Annotated in this window: 22 protein-coding genes, 1 tRNA gene and 1 other annotated feature; of the genes, 11 read left to right on the top strand and 12 right to left on the bottom strand. The window is 59.1% G+C overall.

Annotation, left to right across the window (positions count from 1 at the left end; all coding sequences use genetic code 11):
• Positions 1-258 precede the first annotated feature (258 nt).
• From rplL to rplS, 8 genes are all read right to left on the bottom strand, one after another.
• Entirely contained in the window at positions 259-666 is a 408-nt protein-coding gene (rplL, locus tag NF78_RS22610; RefSeq protein WP_035991843.1) for a 50S ribosomal protein L7/L12, read from the bottom strand.
• 89 nt (positions 667-755) lie between these two features.
• Positions 756-1,316 carry a 50S ribosomal protein L10 gene (gene rplJ / locus NF78_RS22605; RefSeq protein ID WP_035991842.1) on the bottom strand — a complete coding sequence of 187 codons (561 nt, stop codon included), beginning with the start codon at positions 1,314-1,316 and terminating at the stop codon, positions 756-758.
• Between the two features lie 79 nt (positions 1,317-1,395).
• Positions 1,396-1,555 (bottom strand) — a sequence feature (ribosomal protein L10 leader region).
• 82 nt (positions 1,556-1,637) lie between these two features.
• Complete coding sequence (rplA, locus tag NF78_RS22600; RefSeq protein ID WP_035991840.1) at positions 1,638-2,351, bottom strand: 50S ribosomal protein L1; 714 nt, start codon at positions 2,349-2,351, stop codon at positions 1,638-1,640.
• 87 nt (positions 2,352-2,438) lie between these two features.
• Entirely contained in the window at positions 2,439-2,864 is a 426-nt protein-coding gene (rplK, locus tag NF78_RS22595) for a 50S ribosomal protein L11 (protein WP_035991838.1), read from the bottom strand.
• A 3-nt stretch (positions 2,865-2,867) separates the two neighbouring features.
• The gene (gene nusG / locus NF78_RS22590; protein WP_035991836.1) at positions 2,868-3,575 is read right to left on the bottom strand and encodes a transcription termination/antitermination protein NusG; all 708 of its coding nucleotides are present in this window, start codon (positions 3,573-3,575) and stop codon (positions 2,868-2,870) included.
• Positions 3,575-3,745, bottom strand: a complete 171-nt coding sequence (gene secE, locus NF78_RS22585; RefSeq protein ID WP_318655515.1) for a preprotein translocase subunit SecE — start codon at positions 3,743-3,745, stop codon at positions 3,575-3,577. The genes nusG and secE overlap by 1 nt, the downstream gene beginning before the upstream one ends.
• A gap of 308 nt (positions 3,746-4,053) precedes the next feature.
• Positions 4,054-4,126: transfer RNA gene (locus tag NF78_RS22580), tRNA-Trp, on the bottom strand.
• 44 nt (positions 4,127-4,170) lie between these two features.
• On the bottom strand, positions 4,171-4,536 hold the full coding sequence (gene rplS, locus NF78_RS22575; protein ID WP_035991832.1) for a 50S ribosomal protein L19: 366 nt from the start codon (positions 4,534-4,536) through the stop codon (positions 4,171-4,173).
• A 192-nt stretch (positions 4,537-4,728) separates the two neighbouring features.
• Between rplS and NF78_RS22570 the strand changes: the two genes are divergently transcribed.
• From NF78_RS22570 to NF78_RS22550, 5 genes are all read left to right on the top strand, one after another.
• Positions 4,729-6,984: a GAF domain-containing protein gene (locus tag NF78_RS22570; protein WP_081972850.1), complete on the top strand. Its 2,256-nt coding sequence runs from the start codon at positions 4,729-4,731 to the stop codon at positions 6,982-6,984.
• Positions 6,985-7,031: 47 nt separating this feature from the next.
• The gene (locus NF78_RS22565; RefSeq protein WP_035991830.1) at positions 7,032-7,697 is read left to right on the top strand and encodes a DUF2301 domain-containing membrane protein; all 666 of its coding nucleotides are present in this window, start codon (positions 7,032-7,034) and stop codon (positions 7,695-7,697) included.
• Between the two features lie 399 nt (positions 7,698-8,096).
• The gene (locus NF78_RS22560; RefSeq protein WP_035991828.1) at positions 8,097-8,339 is read left to right on the top strand and encodes a hypothetical protein; all 243 of its coding nucleotides are present in this window, start codon (positions 8,097-8,099) and stop codon (positions 8,337-8,339) included.
• Positions 8,340-9,200: 861 nt separating this feature from the next.
• Positions 9,201-10,394, top strand: coding sequence for a glycosyltransferase (locus NF78_RS22555; RefSeq protein WP_197064943.1), 1,194 nt, complete (start codon positions 9,201-9,203; stop codon positions 10,392-10,394).
• A 31-nt stretch (positions 10,395-10,425) separates the two neighbouring features.
• Positions 10,426-11,802: a cytochrome P450 gene (locus NF78_RS22550; protein ID WP_035991826.1), complete on the top strand. Its 1,377-nt coding sequence runs from the start codon at positions 10,426-10,428 to the stop codon at positions 11,800-11,802.
• A 9-nt stretch (positions 11,803-11,811) separates the two neighbouring features.
• Here NF78_RS22550 and NF78_RS22545 read toward each other — a convergent pair whose 3' ends face one another.
• Together NF78_RS22545 and trpS are read right to left on the bottom strand one after the other, a co-directional pair.
• Complete coding sequence (locus NF78_RS22545; protein WP_035991824.1) at positions 11,812-12,723, bottom strand: methylenetetrahydrofolate reductase; 912 nt, start codon at positions 12,721-12,723, stop codon at positions 11,812-11,814.
• A 46-nt stretch (positions 12,724-12,769) separates the two neighbouring features.
• The gene (gene trpS / locus NF78_RS22540) at positions 12,770-13,780 is read right to left on the bottom strand and encodes a tryptophan--tRNA ligase (RefSeq protein WP_035991822.1); all 1,011 of its coding nucleotides are present in this window, start codon (positions 13,778-13,780) and stop codon (positions 12,770-12,772) included.
• Between the two features lie 192 nt (positions 13,781-13,972).
• Between trpS and NF78_RS22535 the strand changes: the two genes are divergently transcribed.
• The gene (locus NF78_RS22535; protein WP_035991820.1) at positions 13,973-14,278 is read left to right on the top strand and encodes a hypothetical protein; all 306 of its coding nucleotides are present in this window, start codon (positions 13,973-13,975) and stop codon (positions 14,276-14,278) included.
• A gap of 39 nt (positions 14,279-14,317) precedes the next feature.
• On the opposite strand, the gene NF78_RS22530 is transcribed toward NF78_RS22535, so the two are convergent.
• Positions 14,318-14,581, bottom strand: coding sequence for a hypothetical protein (locus NF78_RS22530; RefSeq protein ID WP_035991818.1), 264 nt, complete (start codon positions 14,579-14,581; stop codon positions 14,318-14,320).
• 298 nt (positions 14,582-14,879) lie between these two features.
• Between NF78_RS22530 and NF78_RS22525 the strand changes: the two genes are divergently transcribed.
• The 5 genes from NF78_RS22525 to NF78_RS28525 all read left to right on the top strand — a co-directional run bounded on the left by NF78_RS22525 (position 14,880) and on the right by NF78_RS28525 (position 20,855).
• Positions 14,880-15,092, top strand: coding sequence for a DUF2945 domain-containing protein (locus tag NF78_RS22525; RefSeq protein WP_035991816.1), 213 nt, complete (start codon positions 14,880-14,882; stop codon positions 15,090-15,092).
• Positions 15,093-15,095: 3 nt separating this feature from the next.
• Complete coding sequence (locus tag NF78_RS22520) at positions 15,096-16,436, top strand: FAD-dependent oxidoreductase (RefSeq protein WP_035991814.1); 1,341 nt, start codon at positions 15,096-15,098, stop codon at positions 16,434-16,436.
• A gap of 227 nt (positions 16,437-16,663) precedes the next feature.
• Positions 16,664-17,239 carry an HdeD family acid-resistance protein gene (locus NF78_RS22515; protein WP_035991811.1) on the top strand — a complete coding sequence of 192 codons (576 nt, stop codon included), beginning with the start codon at positions 16,664-16,666 and terminating at the stop codon, positions 17,237-17,239.
• 151 nt (positions 17,240-17,390) lie between these two features.
• Positions 17,391-18,545 (top strand): hypothetical protein, encoded by a 1,155-nt coding sequence (locus NF78_RS22510; protein WP_035991808.1) that lies wholly within the window; start codon positions 17,391-17,393, stop codon positions 18,543-18,545.
• A 90-nt stretch (positions 18,546-18,635) separates the two neighbouring features.
• Entirely contained in the window at positions 18,636-20,855 is a 2,220-nt protein-coding gene (locus NF78_RS28525; protein ID WP_052050848.1) for a VWD domain-containing protein, read from the top strand.
• A gap of 166 nt (positions 20,856-21,021) precedes the next feature.
• Here the strand turns inward: NF78_RS28525 and NF78_RS31485 are convergent, their stop codons facing one another.
• A complete protein-coding gene (locus NF78_RS31485; RefSeq protein ID WP_035991806.1) occupies positions 21,022-21,510 on the bottom strand; it encodes a WGxxGxxG family protein in 489 nt (162 codons plus the stop codon).
• Positions 21,511-21,650: the final 140 nt, after the last annotated feature.

Here is a 21,650-nt window from a genome sequence, read left to right as displayed (position 1 = left end):
TGCAGTTGTCGCTGGCGAGCTGCGCCGCCTCGGCCTTTGTAGTTACGACCCGGCTTGCGGGGCGATTCCCATCGTTTCAAGTACTGTGCCACAGTAGTTTCCCTTCAATTCAGAGCTGCTTTAATCCTACTGTTTTCATCGGGCTACCGTCGAGCAGATGTCCCACCGGCAGAGTAGGAAAGTCCCCACAAAAAAGTCCCTCGCCCTGAGGCAAGAGACTTTTTTAGGCATTTAAGTGATTAACGCCGGAGCGCCAAACTACTTAACGCTGACCTTGCCACCAGCTTCTTCCAGCTGCTTCTTGGCGTCTTCAGCATCTTCTTTGGTCACGCCTTCCTTAACGGCCTTGGGAGCGGCTTCCACCATTTCCTTGGCTTCTTTCAGACCCAGCCCAGTCAGACCGCGCACCACCTTGAGGACAGCGATCTTCTTGTCGGCGGGCACTTCTTCGAGCACGACATCAAACTCAGTCTTTTCCTCTTCCGGTTCAGCCGCAGCAGCTGCGCCACCGCCCATCATACCGGGGGCCATCATCATCATGCCGCCGCCTGCGGAGGCAGAGGCATCAACGCCGAAAGCTTCTTCAATTTGCTTGACCAGCTCAGAAGCTTCCAGCAGAGAAAGGGACTTTAGCTGTTCAAGAATTTCGTCAGTTTTAGCAGACATAGTTACCGGTTAACTCCTGGTAGAAAAACAATTAAACACAAACAAACTCGTACGGTGCTGAAGCGTCGGAGGCCAATTTATGACAGCCCCTAGGCCGCGTCTTTTTCGGAGACAGCCTGAATGGCGCGGGCCAGAGATGCAGGCACCTCCTTGACACCCACCGCCAGCTTGGTCGGCACGGCATTGACACCCACCGCCACGCGGGTCGGCATCGCCTTGATTGCCCCGGCCAGACGAGCCATAAGCTCTTCTTTGGTGGGCAGTTCGGTGATCGCCTTGATCTGGTCTTCGTTCAGGGCCTGACCTTCCATGACACCGCCCCGAAGGACGGTTTTTTTGGTGTCTTTTTGAAAGGCCTGGTATTCCTTAATCGCTCCGCCAAAGTCTTCTTTGACCAGCACAAAGGCTGAAGAATCTTTGAGAAACTCGGTGATGGGCTGCCAGGTGTCGTTGCCTTCAACGGCAATCCGCATCAGCGTGTTTTTAGCGATTTTGCACACGGCGCCCTTGGGCCGCAGCCGGTTGCGCAGGTTGCTAATTTCAGCCACAGTCAGGCCCTTATAATCAATCACAAAGGCTAACTGAGCGTCGTCCAGCAGCGCCTGAATTTCAGCTACCAGCTCTTTCTTATTCGCTAGGGTTCTCCCCATATCGATCTCACCTCCTTTTGGTTGGGGATAGGGAAACTTAACTACCCGATCCAGGATCTGGCCGTGCTAGAAGCACCTGTTGGCCAAAAATAAACCCCGACAACCATGCCGGGGTAGACCAACAACTGCAGGGTGCTTGGCCTAGGGCCAAAGCAAATCAGTCGCTTAGGTCAACCTCGGCAGGGTTTATACAGCGCTTAGCCGCTACCTGCTGTCTACGGTCGTCTATGCAGTTTTAGGGGTTGTTTCAGACTGCGGGGCTCCTGGTTGGTCTGGGGTAAAACTTATGGTGCCTGATTTGCACAGGCCTGAATGGCTAGCCTAGGCCGCCTCATTCATTTTGAAATCGCGCAGGGCGTTGACGTCAAGGCGAATGGCAGGCCCCATGGTAGAGGCAATGGCAACAGTGCGCCAGTAGCGACCCTTGGCCCCAGAGGGACGGTTGCGGTCGATGCTCTCCTGGAGCGCCTTGAGGTTGACCATCAGATCTTCGGCACTAAAATCTGCCTTGCCAAACATAACATGGACAATGCCGGTTTTGTCAGCCCGATACTCCAACTTACCTGCCTTAAACTCACTGATGGCCTGGGGCAGATCAAAGGTGACGGTGCCGCCCTTGGGAGAGGGCATCAGGCCGCGGGGACCGAGCTGACGACCGAGCTTGGCCACCTGGGGCATCACGTCGGGGGTAGCAATCAGGACGTCAAAGTCCATCATCCCCTTCTGGATTTCGTCGATTAGTTCTTCAGACCCCACCAGATCGGCTCCGGCGGCGGTAGCCTCAGCCACTTTCTCGCCCTTAGCAATAACGGCAACTCGAATGGTTTGTCCGGTGCCCTTGGGCAAAATAACCGTTGTCCGCAGCTGCTGGTCGGTGTACTTGGGGTCGATGCCCAGGCGAATGTGGGCCTCTGCCGACTCAATAAACTTGGCGGTTGCGGTTTCCTTGAGCAGCTCCAGAGCTTCCATGGGCTCATAGAGCCGGTCTTCTACTTTGGCCTGGGCTTCCCGCAGGCGCTTAGATACTTTAGCCATGATTTGATCTCCTTGGGGTCAAACGAAGCCAGGCCTCTCCCCCGTAATGTGAATAGTTGAATGCTGGGTAAGGGCAAACCCCGACGACTAGTCGCCGACGGTAACACCCATGTTGCGGGCGGTACCCTCAACAATGTTCATTGCAGCCTTGATGTCGTTTGCATTGAGGTCGGGCATTTTGGTCTCGGCAATCTCTTTGAGCTGGGCGCGGGTAATCGAACCCACTTTTTTGGTCCGGGGCTCACCCGAACCCCGCTCAATGCCAGCGGCTTTCTTGATCAGTACCGAGGCGGGAGGGGTTTTGAGGATGAAGGTAAAGCTGCGATCTTCAAAAACCGAGATCTCAACCGGCACCACCAGCCCTACTTTGTCCTGGGTACGGGCGTTGTACTCTTTGCAGAACGCCATAATATTTACCCCGTGCTGACCCAGGGCAGGGCCAATCGGGGGCGCTGGGTTGGCCTTTCCGGCCGGAATCGCCAGCTTAATCAGTGCAACAACTTTCTTGGCCATTAATTAACTCTCTTTTTCCACTTGGTTAAATTCCAGTTCGACTGGAGTGTCGCGTCCAAAGATGGACAGCAGCGCCTTGAGCTTGCTGCGCTCAGGACTGACTTCCACCACCTCACCCTCAAAGTCTTTAAAAGGACCTGAGAGGACGGTGATTTTGTCACCAGGGGCCATATCGACCTTGACCACAGGCTTTTGCTCCTCGGTACGCTTGAAGATGCGCTTTACCTCGCTCATGCCGAGGGGCATGGGCTTGACGTGGCCGCGACCGCGCCCATAGGCCCGACGCTGCTCAGCACCGACAAAGTTGATGACGTGGGGGGTATTTTTAACCACCGACCAGGCTTCGTCGTCCATGTACATGCGCACGAGAACGTAGCCTGGGAAAACCTTTTCGTCAATGTTTTGACGGGTTCCATCTTTGCGAAGCTTGATGGCTGGAGTCTGAGGGATTTCAACCTGGAAAATGCGGTTGACAACATCCAGCGTGTTGACCCGCTGCTCCAGATTGAGCTTTACTCGCTTTTCGCAGCCGGAGGCCACCTGCACCGCGTACCAACGCGCCTTGCGCTGGTAGTAGCGGGCGGCTTCGCCCTCGTTATTTTCGTCGGTAGCGGGGGCGGCGCTGTCTTCTACTGATTCAGCCTCAAGATCGTTGTCGAGCGCTTCATCGAGAGAATCGTCGTTGTCGTAGCTAAAGTCTTCAAGCGCCATCAGAATACCTGCCCCGAAATCCATCCAAACAGTCGGTCAACCAGGTAGATCAGCGTTGCAGATAGGCTAACCATGAGAATCACAGCGGCAGACTCACTGATGAGCTGCTGCCGACTGGGCCAAACCACTTTGCCCAGTTCCTCCTTGGTGCCCTGCAAAAAGGCACCCACACTAAAGCCTTGCTCGGCAGCCTGAGCATCTGCGGCCTTACCCTTAGACTCTACTGCGGTGTCTTTTTTAACCACTGGCTTGGCTCCTGTTGGCGCGTTTCCAAACTGTATTAACCGGAAAAGTAGACCGGCTATGCTGAACGAGATCTCGTCGATCTTCTACCTAGACAAATTTTAGTAACTGAACTCCTGGCCTAAATTGCGAGTGTAGGGCAGGGACAAAATCCATGAATTGTGGGCATAGTTCGGGCTTGTTTGAAGCACAAAACGCCAGCCATCCTGGAAGTTGTCGCCGCCACACCTCTCAGCGCGCCCTGGAGGACTCGAACCCCCGACATCGGGTTTTGGAGACCCGCGTTCTACCAACTGAACTAAGGACGCATGGAGCCAGGTGCTGAGGCACCAAAACTCGGCTATACCCAATTCTAGTTGATTGGGCGGTCAAAACGCTGCTTGAGACGGGTTGCCTTACCAACGCGATCGCGCAGATAGTAGAGCTTGGCCCGACGCGCCCGGCCGCGACGCAGCACTGAAATACTGGCCACCTTGGGAGCGTGGAGCAAAAACACGCGCTCAACCCCTACCCCTTGAAAGATCTTTCGCACCGTGATGGAGCGATTGATGCCGCCATTGCGCATGGCGATGACGGTGCCCTCGTAGGGCTGAATTCGCTCTTTGCCACCTTCCTGGATTCGGACGCCCACCCGGATGGTGTCGCCAACGTAGATTGTGGGCAGATCGGTCTTGAGCTGCTCCGCTTCAATTGAGCGGATGATTTCCTCTGCGTTCATAGGGCCTGCAAATGTGCACGGTTTATGATTATAGACCATAGGAGCCACTAAGTCATAATCTAGACCAAGTTTTTCTGGGGAGAGTTGGGGAATTGATCTTTTGTGTGGCTGAATGGGGCTTTTGGGGTTGGCTCCGGGCATAGTGTTTATAGAGCTTGCGCCCCTGAATTCCTAGCCCCCGGCCCCTCGGTTATGTCTACTCTGCCCCTTGACTCACTGCCCCAGGGAGAGCGGCCTTGCCCTGCCGTTGCCACCGCCCCCTGGGACCTCTTAGACGCGATCGCGGCTCCGCTGTGGATTACCGATCGGCATCACCGCTGGCTCTTTCTCAATGCCGCCTGTGCCTCACTGGTCGGTGGCGATCCCGAAGCCCTGGTGGGGAAGCGCGAAATCGATGTGCTGCCGCTGGGGGCGAGTCAGGCCGTGGCGGCGGCAGGGCAGCGGGCGATGGCCAGCGGTGAAGCGCAGACTTTTGCGGTCGAGATGACCGATGCCACCGGAGCGCACCGCCGCCTGACGGCGACAGCGTGGCGTTTTTTGGACCCCACTGGCGAACCGCGGCTGATGGTGAGCCTGCAGGATGTGACTCCGCTGCACCAGGTGGAGCAAACGCTACAGCGCCAGTCGGAGCGGGAGCAGCTGCTGGGGGCGATCGCCCAGCATCTGCTGCAATCGCTGAGTTCTAAAGACCTTTTGCAAACAGCGGTCAACGAAGTGCGCCGCTTTCTGCGGGTCGATCGGGTGTTGTTCTACAGCTTTGATCCGAACGACAGGGGAACCGACCACCGGGGAATCGTGGCTGAGTCGGCCTCCAGCCCAGGGGCGGCGGCTCCGAATCAGCCGGACCTGAGCTTTGGGGCCGCCGACCTGCTGCGCTACCGCCAGGAAGAAATAGACGTTGTCGATGACATCGCTACGGCCTCCTTGCCCGCTGCCTACCGGGCTAAGCTGGAGCAGGCCCAGGTCAAAGCCTGTCTGATCATGCCGATCGTGCAGGCGGATTTGCTCTACGGTTTGGTCTGTGCTTTTAGCGAGAGTGGACCTCGCCCCTGGGCCACCTGGGAGGTCGAAACCCTGCGGGAGGTGGCGACCCTGGTGGGAGGAGCGATTAAACAGGCGCGTCTCTACAGCCAGGTGCAGCAGCTCAACACTGACCTGGAGATGCAGGTGGCCCAGCGCACCGAGCAGTTGCAAACCGCCCTGGAGTTTGAGGCTACCCTGAAGCGGATCACCGACCGGGTGCGCGACAGCCTCGACGTGAATCAAATTATGCTGACGGCAGTGAAGGAATTGACCGAAGCCCTGGACGCGAAGGGTTCGAACACGTCCCTTTACGACCTGGAGCAGGGTACATCCACCATCTACTATGAGTACAACAGCTCCAGCCCGTCCTACCAGGGGCGGGTGGCCCAGATGGAAGCTTTCCCGGAGGTGTACCACCAGCTGCTGAACGGACAGTACTTTCAGTTCTGCTCGGTGGAGCCCAACCCAGTGCGGGGCTATGTGGCCATGCTGGCCTGCCCAATTGTGGACGATCGCGGCGTGCTGGGCGACCTGTGGCTGATCAACGGCCGCGACTACGGTTTTGATGATATTGAGATTCGCCTGGTGCAGCAGGTGGCGAATCAGTGCGCGATCGCCATCCGTCAGGCTCGACTGTACCAGGCGGCCCAGTCCCAGGTGGCCGAACTGGAGCGACTCAACACCCTCAAGGACGACTTTCTCAGCACCGTTTCCCACGAGTTGCGCACCCCGGTGACCAGCATGCGGGTGGCGCTTCAGCTGCTGGGGGTGACCCTCAACCAGGAGTTTGACCTCACTGCCGACCTGCAAAAACCCAAACCCGAGCAGACCCGCATCGGCCGCTACTTCAGCATTTTGCAGGAGGAGTGCGAGCGCGAAATCAGCCTGATCAACGACCTGCTTGACCTACAGCGCCTGGACGTGGGCAACCATCCGATTCAGCCAGAGCCGATTTTGCTCGATACCTGGCTAGCGGGCTGGATCGACAGCTTTGTGACCCGTGCCAGGAGCCGCGACCAGACCCTGGATCTGGTGGTGGCTCCGGCCCTGCCTGTGCTGCACACCGATCTGGCTAGCCTGGAGCGGGTGCTGGCCGAGCTGCTCAACAACGCCTGTAAGTACACTCCCCCGGGCGAACATATTTCCCTGACCGTCGCCGCCCACCCCGATGCCCCAGACGAACAGATCGCCATTGCGCTCACCAACACTGGGGTAACCATTCCGGCGGAGGAGATGCCCCGCATTTTTGACAAGTTTTACCGGGTGCCCAGCGCTGATCCCTGGAAGCAGGGCGGAACGGGTTTGGGCCTGGCCCTGGTAAGAAAGCTGGTCATGCATTTGGGGGGCGAGGTGGCGGTCAGCAGCGACGAGAGGCAGACCTGTTTCACCATCACCCTGCCCACCCAGCTGGCCCTAAGCCGGTAGGATTTAGATAGGATAAAGGCAAGTTGTCTCATCCTGCGGTGAAGGCTATGGATAGCGCGGTCAATCAAACCCCGGTGGTGTACTCAGGGCAGTTCGGTGACTACACCATCACCGCAGGCGATCGCCGGGGAGTGGTGCTCTACCGGGCTGGCCTGATGTTGGCGGCCCTGGCGTTTGGGGCGGGGGCTGCGATCGCGCTGTTCATGCCCCAGAATCCGATCCTGGTGCAGGCGATCAGCGCTCTCTACACGCTATTTTGGCTGGGTCTGGGGCTGAGTTTGGCCACCATTCACATCTACCTGGTGCCCCTGCACCGCCTGTTACAGGGGGCCTGGCTGGTGGGAGGAATGGCATCGCTGCTGCTGTCCCACGGCATCGATGGTCCCCTGGCCCAGACAGTAATGGACGCCCCGGCGGTACTCTGGGGAATAGGGTTTACCTTTGTTGCCCTGACCGGCGTGTTTTTTAAGGAAGCCTTTTGTTTCGATCGCGTAGAAACCAAGCTGCTGACGCCGCTAGTGCCGCTGCTACTGCTGGGACATCTGGCGGGCTGGCTACCGCTGGCCCTGGAGCGGGGGATGCTGGCGGCCTGGGCTGGGTTGTTTGTGGTCTTTGCCCTACGCAAGGCAGTACAGCCCATCGTGCCCGACATCGGTGACAAGTCGGTATTTACCTACCTGAAGCAGCGCTCGACCTCAGAAGATCCCAGTTAAGTCTGAATGCAACCGGGTTTGAGATCGGCAAACTCTCCCGGCCCCGCATTTATACTGACAGTAGAGTGCCGAGAGCATAATGACGGGAGAACCTCTGACCGCAAGGGGTGGCTCACCTTTGGTTGCCAGGGCACTTGACCTGAACGTCACGCCTGCCACTGGAGCCCCATGAATCCTACTCCGGGACCGAAGCCGAGCCCGCCTCCTATCGAGAATGGACCTGGCGGTTCAGCCGCCGAACCATGGAGCTTGGAAACAACTTTTCCGCGCCCAGGGAGCAATTTGCTCAATCGAGATCCCTGGGTAAGGGCACTGTTTGTGACTAGCCAGAGGGCGGCGGCTAAAAAACAATCCCGTCGTTCCCTGCGGACCTACCCTGCCTTCGGAAGTACAGGTTCTTTGGGCAGTAGAGAACTCTCAGAGGCAGTTGCAGCCTCCCCTTACTCCCTGGCTGAGGCTGCACCTCAGCTGGCTAACCCGCTGGCTCCCCTGCGCGATCGCGATCGCCAGGCCCTGGGTGATATGTTCTCCCACGACCAAATGACTGTGATTGAGGCCGACATTCTCAACCGGCTCAACCACCTGGTACCCGAGCCCATTTGGGAGGTGGAACCCTACGAGTTTTTGCGGGAGTTTTTATAACCACTTTGGCATATCTGCGTAAATAACCGCACAAGCTTTTTACCAGGTTGACAGGGCTGGCCTATGTGCCTAAATCGAATTCTCGCTAGCAGCCTGGGCGATAGTTTACTTCCTTGGCCCTACGGGGGTGATGGTGCTAGACAAGACTTTAATGGAGGGTAGGCATTGTCGTCATAGGGACTTTAAGCAAATCCCCAATCGGTGAAGTTTGTAGCAAGACCTTTCTTCTCGGAATGCTCTTGACAATCCAATAGGTTAACTTTTAGGTTGCTTTTAGCCTCAATAAATGTCGACCACCATTCTTTCTTTAGAAAACTATAGCCATCGCCAGAACCGTTAGGCCGTGACCAATGCCCCTGCAGCGATGGCTACACGCCATTGCACCGCCCCAGTTTAGTTCTTGCCTTTGGAAGAGGCCAATGTCCTAAGCGCAATGGCCATCGCTATATTTACGAAACACACAATAATGGTATTGCGCATCACAAAGCTTGAGTATAAACATTTCATCCCGGCCAGGTAAAAGTTCAGGCTACTGGATGGACTGGTTAAGCCCGTTGGTCCTCAGCCACTAGCGCACATTCCCAAAGTACTTTCTCTTTTTACTTCCTCAAGCTTTATCTTTTCCAAGCCCTTAACAATGACCTGAGCCCGCTACTGTCATTTCGGTCTTAGTCGGATAATGTTTAAGTCAGCGTTGTAGTGTGTAGGGCTAGATTTATGATTGCGAAGGTGTTAAACTCCTTATCAAGTAGATGAGTTATAGCTTCGTATAATTATTCTGTTTAACTATATTAAGGCTAATATTTAGTTATGTCTGGCTCAACAAAGTCTCGGCTGGTGATAGTTCAATACGCAGGGGATATGCGTGAATTTAGTCACCTGTTGAAGAGTACTGGCAATCAAGAGTACTACGGTCATAAATACATCCTGCACCACACAGCTGAAATCGGTCGAAGTATTGATGAAGTTGTATATCTCTGCTGCACATCCAGCGTCGCTTACGAAGAGGTCATAGAGCCTGGGCTGAGGGCTGTGGGTGGTAGTCTTGACCCCTACAAAGACACCGATCGCTTGTTGAAGCTGCTAGAACGACTCCAGCCCACCCACTTGGTGGTTCATTTCCCCTCTAAGGCGGCTATTCAGTGGGCGGTGCGTCACCAGGTAAAAGTGATAGGCGTGTTTGCTGATTCTTTTCTAGGCGGAGGCATTTTGACTAAACTTCGCCACGCTCGGCTAGCAAAATTGCTGAACCATAGCGGCGTTGATTTCATAGCTAATCATGGCTTAAACTCCTGTCGCTCCCTTGCCTCCATTGGGGTTAAACCCGATAAAATTGTGCCCTGGGACTTTCCCTACGAGCTTAATCCGGCGGATTTTTCTGAAAAAGCTTTAGGCTCCACAGACATTGGCAATCGCAATATTGTCTATGTGGGAGCAATGACTGAGAGCAAAGGTGTGGGCAATATCCTTGAGGCTTTGGCTCGTCTCAAGGCAGAAAACCTGACTCCGAAACTGACGTTGATTGGGCGGGGGGATCTGTCCAGGTTTGAGGCTCAAGTGGCTGATTTGGAGTTGGGTGACCAGGTTAACATCGTCGGCGGTTTACCCCACAGTGAGGTAATCGAAAAGATGCGCTGGGCCGATATCGTGGTGGTTCCCAGTTGGCACGACTACCCGGAAGGACTGCCCTTAACTATTTACGAAGCGTTGACAGTCCGCACCCCACTGGTGATATCTGACCATCCTATGTTTCTCAACCACTTCGAGTTGGGCAAAGAGGTGCTGATGTTCCCCCAAAAGAATGCCGGTGCTTTAGCTAACTGCATCAAAACGTTGCTGACCGATGCCGAAGCTTATGCAACCTTGTCTACCCACTCGTTAGAGGCCTGGTCAAGGTTACAACTGCCCGTGAAATGGCATGACATGCTGGGACAATGGGTTAGGAATGGGGAAAAGGGGCGCCAGGGGCTGCTACAGTACAGCCTTGGTCAATATACCTACCACCAGCCAAGGCAGGGAGCGGAGCGTCCCAGGCCTGGTTTAACTAAGTTGTAAGGTAGGTGTATATTCACAACCTTCTGCGGCTATGCCTGCCATCCCCGGATCTAACGCTCCATTTTGGCGACGCGCCCCCAAGCTGATTTTGCGTCCGCTGGACTACTTTGAGGACAACTACCGCCGCTACGGCGCGGTGTTTCAGGTCGGGGAAGGGCCGCCGCCGTCGATCTACGTGGCTGACCCGGCAGTGATTCAGGGCATTTTTCAGGCCGATGCAGCCCAGTTTCACGTGCCGCCCCAGAACGTGGGCAGTGGGTTGACCTTTTTGCTGGGAGATCACTCCCTGCTGCTGCTGGACGGGGAACGCCATCGTCGCCACCGCCGGTTGCTGATGCCGCCGTTCCATGGCGATCGCATGCGGGCCTACGGCAATGTAATTTGCGATTTGACGGCCCAGGTGATGGCGAACTGGCAGCCGAGGCAGGCGTTTAACCTGCGGGCCGCGATGCAGGACATCACCCTGCGGGTGATTCTGAAGGCGGTATTTGGTCTGGAGGAGGGCGATCGCTACGATCGACTGCGCCAGCTGCTCAGCACCCTACTGGAGGGCCTCGGCACTCCCTTCAGCGCATTCTTTATTTTCTTTCCCGGACTACAAAAAGATTTGGGGCCGCTTAGCCCCTGGGGACGATTTGTGCGGATTAAGGCCGAAATCGACGCCCTGATCTACGCTGAAATTGAGGATCGGCGGCAGCACTCGCAGCCCGATCGCACGGATATTCTGGCGCTGATGATGAGTGCCCGTGACGACCAGGGCCAGCCCCTCAGCGACGGCGAACTCCACGACGAGCTGATGACGCTGCTGGTAGCGGGGCACGAAACCACTGCCTCGGCGCTGGCCTGGGCCCTGTACTGGGTGCACTGGCTGCCGGAGGTGGGCGATCGCCTGGGCCAGGAACTTGACCCTCTGGGGTCGGCTCCCGACCCCTTGGCCGTCGCCAGCCAGCCCTACCTCACCGCCCTCTGCCAGGAGACCCTGAGAATTTACCCGGTGGCGCCGACCACGGGCATCCGCATTCTCAGTCGGCCGCTGACGTTGGCGGGGTACGACTTCCCGGCTGGGGCGGTGCTGTTCCTGAATATCTACCTGGTGCACCACCGGGAAGACCTGTACCCGGAGCCGGAGCGCTTCAATCCGGAGCGATTTTTGCAGCGGCAGTACTCGCCCGCTGAGTTTATGCCCTTTGGCGGCGGTCATCGCAGCTGCATTGGCATGGCCTTTGCGCTGATGGAAATGAAGCTGGTGCTGGCTACCGTACTGCGCCACTGGGAGCTGGAGCTGGCCCCCGGCGATAGCCGCCCCCTGCACCCGGTGCGGCGCGGCCTCACCCTGGCTCCGCCGGGCCGGCTGCGCCTGGTACCCCTGGCTCAGCGCAGCCCACAGCCGCTGGCGCTGACCCCGTAGCGGGGTCAGCTAGGGGTCGTTAAGTGGGCCAACGCCCCCCTGGTCCAGAATTTGGGGAATCAGGTCTTCGCGGCGCACCGCCATTAGGTGGACGCCCTGGCACAGCTGCCGGGCCGCCTGCACCTGCTCGGCGGCAATTTTGACTCCCTCCTGGAGGGGGTCAGCGGCGGCGGCCAGGCGATCGATAATCGCCTGGGGAATGTGGGTGCCGGGCACGTTGCGGTTGATGAAGTTGGCGTTTTTGGCCGACTTGAGCAGGAAAATCCCGGCCAGTACGGGGCGATCGTAGCCGCTGGCCACCTGGTCCATGAACTTGGCCAGTCGTTCGAAGTCGGTGATGAGCTGGCTTTGAAAGAACTGTGCCCCCGCCTTTACCTTGGCCTCAAACCGGCGCTGCAGGCCGGACCAGCTGGGCGACTGGGGGTCGATCGCGGCTCCGGCAAAGAGGTCGAGCGCTCCGTCGGTGAGGGGCTTGTCGTGGCTGTCTACGCCGTAGTTGAGCTTTTCGAGCAGCCTCAGCAGCCGTACCGACTCCAGGTCAAAAACCCCTCGCGCCTCCGGGTGGTCGCCCGCCTTGACCGGGTCGCCCGTAAGGGCCAGGATATTGCGCAGCCCCAGGGCATAGGCCCCCATCAGGTCGGCCTGGAGGGCAATGCGGTTGCGATCGCGGCAGGCCACCTGGCACACCGCTTCCACCCCCTGCTGCTGCAGCAGCAGCGCCGCCGCCCACGACGACATCCGCATTACCGCCCGGCTGCCGTCGGTCACGTTCACGGCGTGGACGCGGTCCTTGAGCCGTTCGCCCATGGCCAGCATGTGGGCGGGGTCGCCTCCTTTGGGCGGCATGACCTCTGCGGTCACCAAAAACTGACCCGCCTTGGCCGCCGTACGCAGCCGATAACCCAGGGGTGCAGACGTCAAACGATCCTCCGTACAGGGATAACAGCTTTTCAGTATATCCCGATCGCTACAGCGGCTTGGAGTACCCAAGGGCATCTTTGACCCGCCCCAGGGTCGCATTGGCCACCTCCCCCGCCTTTTCGCGGCCGCGGCGCAGAATGCTTTCGAGGTAGCTGCGATCGCCCATCAGTTCGTCAAATCGGGCCTGGATGGGGGCCAGCGCCGCCACCGCCGTATCGGCCAGCAGGGGCTTAAACTGGCCCCAGCCCATCTCCCGGCACTCAGCGGCCACCGCGTCCTTGGTTTGCCCCGACAGCAGCATGTAGAGGGTGAGCAGGTTGTGGCACTCGGGCCGGGCCGGGTCGTCGAACCACAGCCCTCGCTCGGGGTCGGTCTTGGCCCGTTTGAACTTTTTGACTATGGCCTCGGGTGGGTCGGTGAGGTCGATGCGGCTCTGGTCAGAGGGGTCGGACTTTGACATTTTTTTGCTGCCGTCGGTGAGGCTCATCACCCTGGCACCCTCAGGGCGAATCATCGGCTCAGGCACCTTCAGCACCGGCTTTTCCTCGCTGCCAAACTGGAAGTTAAGCCGGGCGGCGATATCGCGGGTCAGCTCCAGGTGCTGCTTCTGGTCTTCGCCCACGGGCACCAGGTCGGGCTCGTAGAGCAAAATGTCGGCGGCCTGCAGCACCGGATAGTCGAGCAGGCCAATGCTGACGTTCTCCCCCTGCTTGATCGCTTTTTCCTTGAACTGGATCATCCGCTCCAGCCAGTTGAGCGGGGTAATGCAGTTGAACAGCCAGGCCAGTTCAGCGTGGGCCGACAGGTGCGACTGCACAAAAATGGTGGCCTTGTCTGGATCGATGCCGCAGGCGATGTAGGTGGCGGCTACCTTGTAGGTATCTTCGGCCAGGCGGGCCGGATCGTGGGGCACCGTGATAGCGTGCAGGTCAGCCATAAACAAGAAAGCGTCGTATTCTTCCTGCAGATCAACCCAGTTGCGAATTGCGCCCAAATAGTTGCCCAGGTGCAGGTTGCCGGTCGGCTGAATGCCGGAGAGAATGCGCTGTTTGGCCATAGGTAAAGGAGAGGTGCAGCTAGGGGACAGGGCAGACACAGAACCAGCGGGTAGCACAGCCCCCTACGAATCTACCCTAATCTCTGCCCGTCGCAATAGGGAAAAATGGACCAACGGTCGGACTTTCCTTGCTGAGATGAGTTTAATTGTTTAGCTTTGTAAATAGCTAATATAAGTAACTACGCACATCCTATGGATCCCTCCCACGCCCAAACCGATCTGTCGAGTCGTTTGCAGCAGGCCACTACTTTGGCCCGCCAGGTGCAGCAACACCCCGAAGCCCACCAGGCCTTCCAGGCTGTGCTGGACGAGATTAGACCCCAGAGTTCTCAAGCGGCAGACCTGCTAGAGCAGCTGTGGGGTGAGTATATTGGCTCCCAGCGCTCGTCGCTGTTTTGGGAACAGCTCTCCGAGGTTGAAAAGAATCTGTCTGAGCGTCTCAGCGAGAGCCACATGCAGCTCAAGCAAAACTACCTGCGACTGATGCAGGAGCAGTAGTAGGTGCAGATGACAGCCCCTGGCGGCTGCCTTCAAATCTTAGCGGCTGCCTTCAAAGTACCGGTACCACACCCAGTTGCCCGCCACTGTTAGCGCCAGGGCCAAGCCGCCGCCCGCCCAGCCGAGGGTGGGGTTGTAGCCGCTGCGGCTGAGGTTGGTCATCCAGAGATGGGTTAGATCGTTGCCCACCAGGCGATCGGCGATCGCCGGAAACAGGTACATTGCCGCCGCCCCAACTATCAGCCAGCCCACCATGGAGACCAGTAGAAATACAGTTTTGGCTGTGGATTGAGTACCGAGCATGGTGGGCAAACCTCCCCGTTGACGGGGCCCGTTGATGGGGACAGACTGTACTGGTCAAACCCTGGTGACTGGTCCAAGCCTGGTGTGAGGCAGAACCGGGCCGGCATTGGCCAGGGCTGATCTATCAGCTCCATCATACGGTAGCCGGGTCGGCTGAAGCCCCACGCCATAGTTCTCTTGCCGCCAAAATCTACAACCCCGGAGGGCCGGGGGTTCTGCCAAAGGACAGAGCGGCCGGAATACGCTTCTGCCTATGCTTGTAGAGTCCTAACGACACCCTAATGAAGGGGCGGGATGTATGGTTCAAGCTATCCAGCCAGGCGATCGCGTTTGTTGGTATACCGCTGCGGGGCGAGCCAGCGGTGTGGTACAGAAAGTGCTCACCATAGATACCCAAGTAGCGGGTCAAACCATCAGGGCTTCTGAGGGTGCCCCCTGCTATTTAGTCAAAGATGACCAAGCGGGGCAGGAAGCGGTACACAAACCCGAAAGTCTGGAGAAGGTTGACTAGCCGATGTTTGACTACGATTTACTGGTGATTGGGGCTGGCTCGGCTGGCCTGGCTGCGGCGAGAACCGCCGCCCAGTGCGGAGCCCAGGTAGCGATCGCAGACCCTGACTTCCTGGGGGGTACCTGCGTCAACCGGGGCTGCATTCCCAAAAAGTTTTTAGTCTACGCCGCCAGTTTTGCTCGCCAGCAGACCCTGGCCAAGAGCTACGGCTGGGTTCACCCGACCGGTCAATTTGACTGGCTGGCGCTGAGAAGCGCCATTGACGAAGAACTGAGCGAACTGCGGCAGTCCTACGCCGCGAAGTTAACCAAAGCGGGGGTTACCCGGCTGAACTGTCCGGCCCGGTTTATCGATCCTCACAAAGTTGACCTGGGCGACCGAACGGTGAGCGTTGACAAGGTGATTATTGCGACGGGGGCCAAACCGGTCAAGCCCGATTTGCCGGGCATCGACCGTGGGCTGACCTCGCGGGACATGTTCTCCCTGGAGGCCCTGCCCGGCCAGCTCACCATTGTGGGGGGCGGCTACATTGGGGCGGAGTTTAGCCATATCTTTGCCACCCTGGGCTGTCAGGTCACCCTGGTGGACAAAAACGATTGGATTTTGCCGGGGTTCGATCAGGACATCCGCCAAACCCTGCACCAAAGTCTGATGGATCAGGGCGTGCGGCTGTGGTCAGAAACGGTTCTCAAAGCAGTCCGTACTGACCAAAGCGGCCTCCACATCCACCTGTCTGGCAAGCACGAGGACACGGTGCTGGCCGATACCCTGCTGCTGGCCCTGGGCCGCAAACCCAACCTGGAGAACCTGAACCTGGAGGCGGCTGGGGTGGAGGTAGAGGACGGGGCGATCGCGGTCGATGACTACAGCCGCACCTCGCAGCCGTCTATTTTTGCCGTCGGTGACTGCACCAATCGCCTGCCGCTGACCCCGGTGGCCAGGGCCGAAGGGGCGGCCGCCGCCAAAACCCTGTTTACCGACCAGCCCCAGGCGGTGTCCTACCGCTGGGTGCCTTCGGCGGTCTTTTGTTCTCCCGAGGCCGCTACCGTGGGCTGGACCGAGGCCGAGGCCAGGGCCCAAACCGACCTGGAGGTGGAGGTGCACTGCGCTCGGTTTATGCCCCTGCGCTACCAGCTGTCGCCCCAGAAACGCGAGGCGCTGATCAAGCTGGTGGTCAACGGCAGGTCCCAGGAGATTTTGGGCCTGCACCTGGTGGGCGACGATGCCGCCGAAATGATTCAGGGGTTCGTTCCAGGTCTGCGGCGAGGGCTGACCCTGGCCGACCTGAGGGAAACCATTGGCCTTCACCCCACCTCCGGGGAAGAGCTGTTTGGCCTGGGGTAAAGGGACGGGACGCTCGGTTTTGGAATTTCGGCGCCTGGGGAGTTGGGGCTGAGCGATCGCGACTATCCTTTCTACCCTATGGTCCTGGGCGACGGCTGAAATTTTACCTAGCTTGAAAAACAACTGGTCCAGGTCTGAATGGGAACGGGAGTTTTCCACTGGAAAAGCTCTCATGGCAGACCTGGATTTGTTTTTTGAACATTAATTCAACTTGGAGAACACGGGTAATGACCAGCGATATTCCAACTCAAGCGATTAAACAGGTGCGCGATCGCTCCCTGTGGACCGGCCTTGTGCTGGCTATTTTGGGGGTCATTGCGATCGCCCTGCCGATTGTTTCAACCCTGTTTGTGGAAACCTGGGTGGCCCTTATTTTGGCCTCGGCGGGGGTGGCCAAACTGGTCTATGCCTACCAGACCCGGGCCAAAGGCGGGACGCTGTGGAAGGCGCTGCTCGGCGTTTTGTACATTGCCACAGGTATTCTGTTGTTTACCAGCCCCCGCACTGGAGTGTTGACGCTGACGCTTTTGTTGGGCAGCTTTTTGCTCACCGAGGGCATTTTTGAACTGATTCTGGCGTTTAAGCTGCGGCCTCAGCAAAACTGGACCTGGGCCCTGGGCAACGGCATTATCACCCTGGTTCTGGGTGCGATGATCTGGTTTCAGTTTCCCTTCAATGCCCCCTGGCTGCTGGGAACCTTGGTGGGCGCCAGCATTTTGGTGACCGGCATTTCTCGGGTTGGGCTGTCCTTTAAGGCGCGAGAAATCCTGCAGCAGGAGTCGGACGCCTCGGCCTCCGCCTGAGCCCTCATTTCAGGATTCCAGGTCCAGGGGCAACCGGTAGACCAATACCCTGACTGCCCCTGGGTTCTGCCTAACGAACAGTCCAATCGATAGACGTTGCCCCCCCTGGGCGTTCGTTAGGCTGCTGGTACTGACGAACGCTAGAAAGACTATGCCGTTACTATCCCAATCAGAATTTAAGCGGTTGAGCCAGTCTGCGAGTGACTACTCGACCTCCATCTATTTGCCCACCCACGTTGCTGGTCCAGAGATTCAGCAGGACCCGATTCGGCTCAAGAATTTGCTGAACGAGGCAGAAACTAAGCTGTCTGAGGCGGGCCTGGACAAGCGGGGCGTGCAGCAGCAGCTCCAGCCGGGGTTTGACTTGCTGGAGGACGATCACTTTTGGCGGCACCAGAGCCAGGGGCTGGCGCTGTTTTTGACCACCGAGGGGATGGATCTGTACCGTCTGCCTCTGGCCTTTGAGTCCCTCGTGGTGGTGGGCGATCGCTTTCACCTCAAGCCCCTGCTGCCGCTGTTTTTCAGCGATCGCTACTTCTACCTGCTGGCCCTGAGCCAAAATCAGGTGCGCCTGTTTCAGGCCACCCGCTACCACATCAGCGAAGTTGACCTGCAGGGGGTGCCCACCAGTCTGGCAGAGGCGCTGCGCTACGACGATCCCGAAACCCAGCTTCAGTTTCACAACGTCAGCGGTTCGGGCAGCGTGCCCAACTACCACGGCCACGGCGCTGGCAATGACGACAACAAAGAGAACATTCGCCGCTTTTTGAGGGTGGTCAATGAGGGGCTACACCCTTACCTCAACCAGGAAGACTCGCCGCTGGTAATCGCCTCCGTCGACTACCTGCAGCCGATCTACCGCGAGGTCAACACCTACCCCCATCTGCTGGAGGAAGGCGTGGCCGGCAACCCGGACGAAGCCAAGCCCGACGACCTGCGGGAAGCCGCCTGGGAAAAGGTGGCCTCCCTGGTCGAGGCGTCGCACCAGCAGGCGATGGAGCAGTACCACAACCTGGAGCGCACCGACCAGGCCAGCGATCGCCTCAGCGAACTGCTGCCCGCCGCCTGCCGGGGCCAGGTAGATGTGCTCTTTACCCAGGCCAATGCCCACTGCTGGGGACAGTTTGACTTCAATTCTGGCCAGCTTCAGCAGCACGACCAGCCCCAGCCCCAGGACCAGGACCTGCTTGACCTGGTGGCGGTACAGACCTTTTTGCAGGGGGGCACCGTCTACCTGCTCGACGAGGAGGCCATGCCCACCCAAACTCCGGCGGCCGCCGTCTACCGCTACGCCCTGGCATCCTAACAGCGCGCAGTTTAAGCTTTGGTAACCCCGTCCGGAATGGCCAAAACCCAGACTGAAAGTCCAGACATGGACTGATGTTTGGGTTTTGCTATGGCTGTGTTTCTGCTCGGTTCTGTGCGGTGGCGTTTGGGCTGGCTGCGTTTGGGTTTGCTGTTTGGCCTCACCCTGGCCCTGGTGCTGACCACCCTGGCACGGCAGGCTCCCGCCGATGCCGACCTGGACCGTCGGGTGGCCGAGGCGCGGAACTACATCGAGGCCCAGACGGGCCATCGGTTTACCCGTCCGATTGTGATTACCAACGACGACAGCTACCAGCGCCAGTACATCCGCAGCGATGCCGATGGAGAGCACAACCTGGCCACCAGCCGGGCAGCGGTGCGCGACCCGGCCAATCCCAGCCTGTGGGTTGATATTCGCGTGCTGGAGGGGCGCACGGGGATACCGGCGACGGGGGAGTGGCAGGCCTGCCTGATTGTGGTGGCCGACGCCTGGACAAGCCTGTTAGAACCGGCTAAGCGCAGTAATATTGCCCACGAAGTCTACCACTGCTACCAGCGGGAGAAGGCCGGAGCCCTTTCCCCCATGCCGCCCTGGGTGCTGGAGGGGTCGGCCAGCTGGGCCGGGGAAATCTACGCGGGCGGGTCGGCCCTGGGAGAACCCCGCTGGCGGCGGTACCTGACGACCTACAGCCAGATTGAAGACCGCAGCTACGACGCCCAGGGGGTGTTTGCCCACATGACCCACAGTGGTGAGGCGACCTGGGCCCTGCTCGATCGCGCCTTTACCCCGCCCCTGCCGCCCCCCGCCGCCGAAGCCCAGTGGATCGATCGATTTCTGGGCCTGATGGCCAACCGGGACGGCTTTTTGCAGACCTGGGCCATGGGCCTGGAGCGCCACCCCAGCCTGCGCGACTGGAACACCAGCGGGCCGGGGATCACGGGCGATCGCCGCGAAATACAGCCCCTGGCCATTCCCCAGGGCCGCAGCATTACCCGCACGGTTCAGCGCCTCTACCAGCTCACCCTGCCCGAGGCCCAGGTGGTCTCGGTGCAGGTGCTGGGTAACGGCCACGGGGCGATTCGCTGGGGCGATCGCGACACCACCCGCATCAGCGGCAGCTTCCACCAGTGGTACTGCCTGGGCGACACCTGTACCTGCCCCGATGGCACTCGCCCGGCGGGGGTCACGGCCGTCAGCTCACCCCGAGCCACCATTGCCCTGACGGGCTACCCCGGCAACGCCGAGCTAGGCATTGACCCCATAGAAAATCCCTGTGAGGAGGAGGAGGACGAGGGTTCCGCCGAGACCACCCCCACCGGCCCCGGCACCCCCTGGGGCGGCGGCGATCGCGCCAGGGGCACCAGCTACGGCGACCCCCACATCATCACCTACGACGGCTACCGCTACAGCTTCCAAACCGTTGGCGAGTTTTGGCTGACGGCGGCCACCGATGGCCACTTCCAGGTGCAGGCCCGGCAGCAGCCAATTCCCGGTCGGCCCCTGTCGATGAATACGGCGGTGGCAATGCGGGTGGGCGGCCATCGGCTGGCCATTTATGCCCAGCACGCCCCCGACGGCCAATCTCCCCTGTGGCTGGACGGCACCCCGCTGACCCTAGGCAACGGTCCAGCCCTGTTGCCGGGGGGTGGTACGGTGCTGCGGGCGGGCGATCGCTACCAGGTTCTGTGGCCCACAGGCGAAACCCTCCAGGTGGCCCAGACCACCATGGGCGGAGCCGCCTTTTTGACTCTCACCCCAGAGGTGCCCCGCCGGGCAGGGGCCTACTACGGACTGCTCGGCAACCTCAACCGCGACCCCAGCGACGACCTGCAAATTCGCGGCGGTGGAGCTATTCCGGTCCAGGATACCTACGCGCCCGTGGCCCGACTGGTGCAGGGGTTAATTCCGGCCCCGGTGCCGCTCAGCCAGGTGCAAACCGCCTTTTTCGAGCAGCTCTACCGACAGTTTGGCGACAGCTGGCGCGTCTCGGCCAGTGAGTCTCTGTTCGATTACGCCCCCGGCCAGTCCACCGAAACCTTTACCCAGCGCAATTTTCCCAGCCAGTTTCCGTCGCTGCTGGGGGTGGCCCCGGCCCAAATTCAGGCCGCCACCCGCCAGTGCCAGCAGGCCGGGGTGAACGAGTGGATGCTGGAGGGCTGTGTCTTTGATGTGGCCGCCACCGGGCAGTCCGACTTTGTCCAGAGTGCGGTCAATGCGATCGCCACCACCCTGGTCGATCAAGTCCAGGACCGCCTGGAGGACGAAATTCGCCGTCGCCTCCCCTTCCCGCTGCCGCGCCTGCCGTTCTAGCCGGTCCCGCTGCTTGTGGAATGAGCCTCTAGCTTGTCCTGACTCGATCGTGAACAAACCAGCTCAGCTCAAAGGACAAAAAAAAGGGTGCTACTAGTAGCACCCTTTCCCCAAGCGATTTGGCCGAGCCGGTCAGCAAAGTACCGCTCTCGGCCTTCAATTTCAGTTAGATCCGAGGATCCGAAGAGGTGGGGGTCACCACGCGATCGTCGGTACGGTAGGTTGTGGTTGGGGTAGAGCTACGTCCAGCCAGCCCAGCCAGCCCCAGCAGCCCCAGCAGCCCCAGCCAGCCCCAGCTAAATCCGTCGTTGTCATCAGCGGTGGTCGTGGTTACCGTATCAGTGGTCCCAGGGGTGGTGGTGGTCCCAGGGGTGGTGGTGCCGGGCGTTGTAGTGGTGCCGGGTGCTGTGGTTGCGCCCGGGGCTGTAGTTGCACCAGGTGTAGTGGTTGTACCTGGTGCCGTGATGGTGCCCGGGGCGGTGGTTGCGCCCGGAGTTGTGGTATCGGGAGTAGTCGTTGCGTCGGGTGCAGTGCCACCGGGAGCAGCCGGATCAGCAGTGGTTTGGGCGGAGGCCGGTAGTGCAGAGGGCAAAATAGCCAGGCTCAGAGCCAGCACACCAGTCCCTACCCATTGCGATACAAAATTACTTTTCATTACGTGGAGTTCCTAACGCTGAGTTCCTAATCAAACTAACCAAGGACGCCCAGCTTAATTTCAAGCAGCTCAAACTCAATTGAGTTATGGTTTAGAACAGCATTCCAGACGACCAGGCATGCCCTTGATGACTATAGACT

Source organism: Leptolyngbya sp. KIOST-1, from assembly GCF_000763385.1.
GTDB lineage: Bacteria > Cyanobacteriota > Cyanobacteriia > Phormidesmidales > Phormidesmidaceae > Nodosilinea.
Note: the sequence above shows the minus strand (reverse complement) of the source record. Positions and strands in the feature narration are given on the sequence as shown.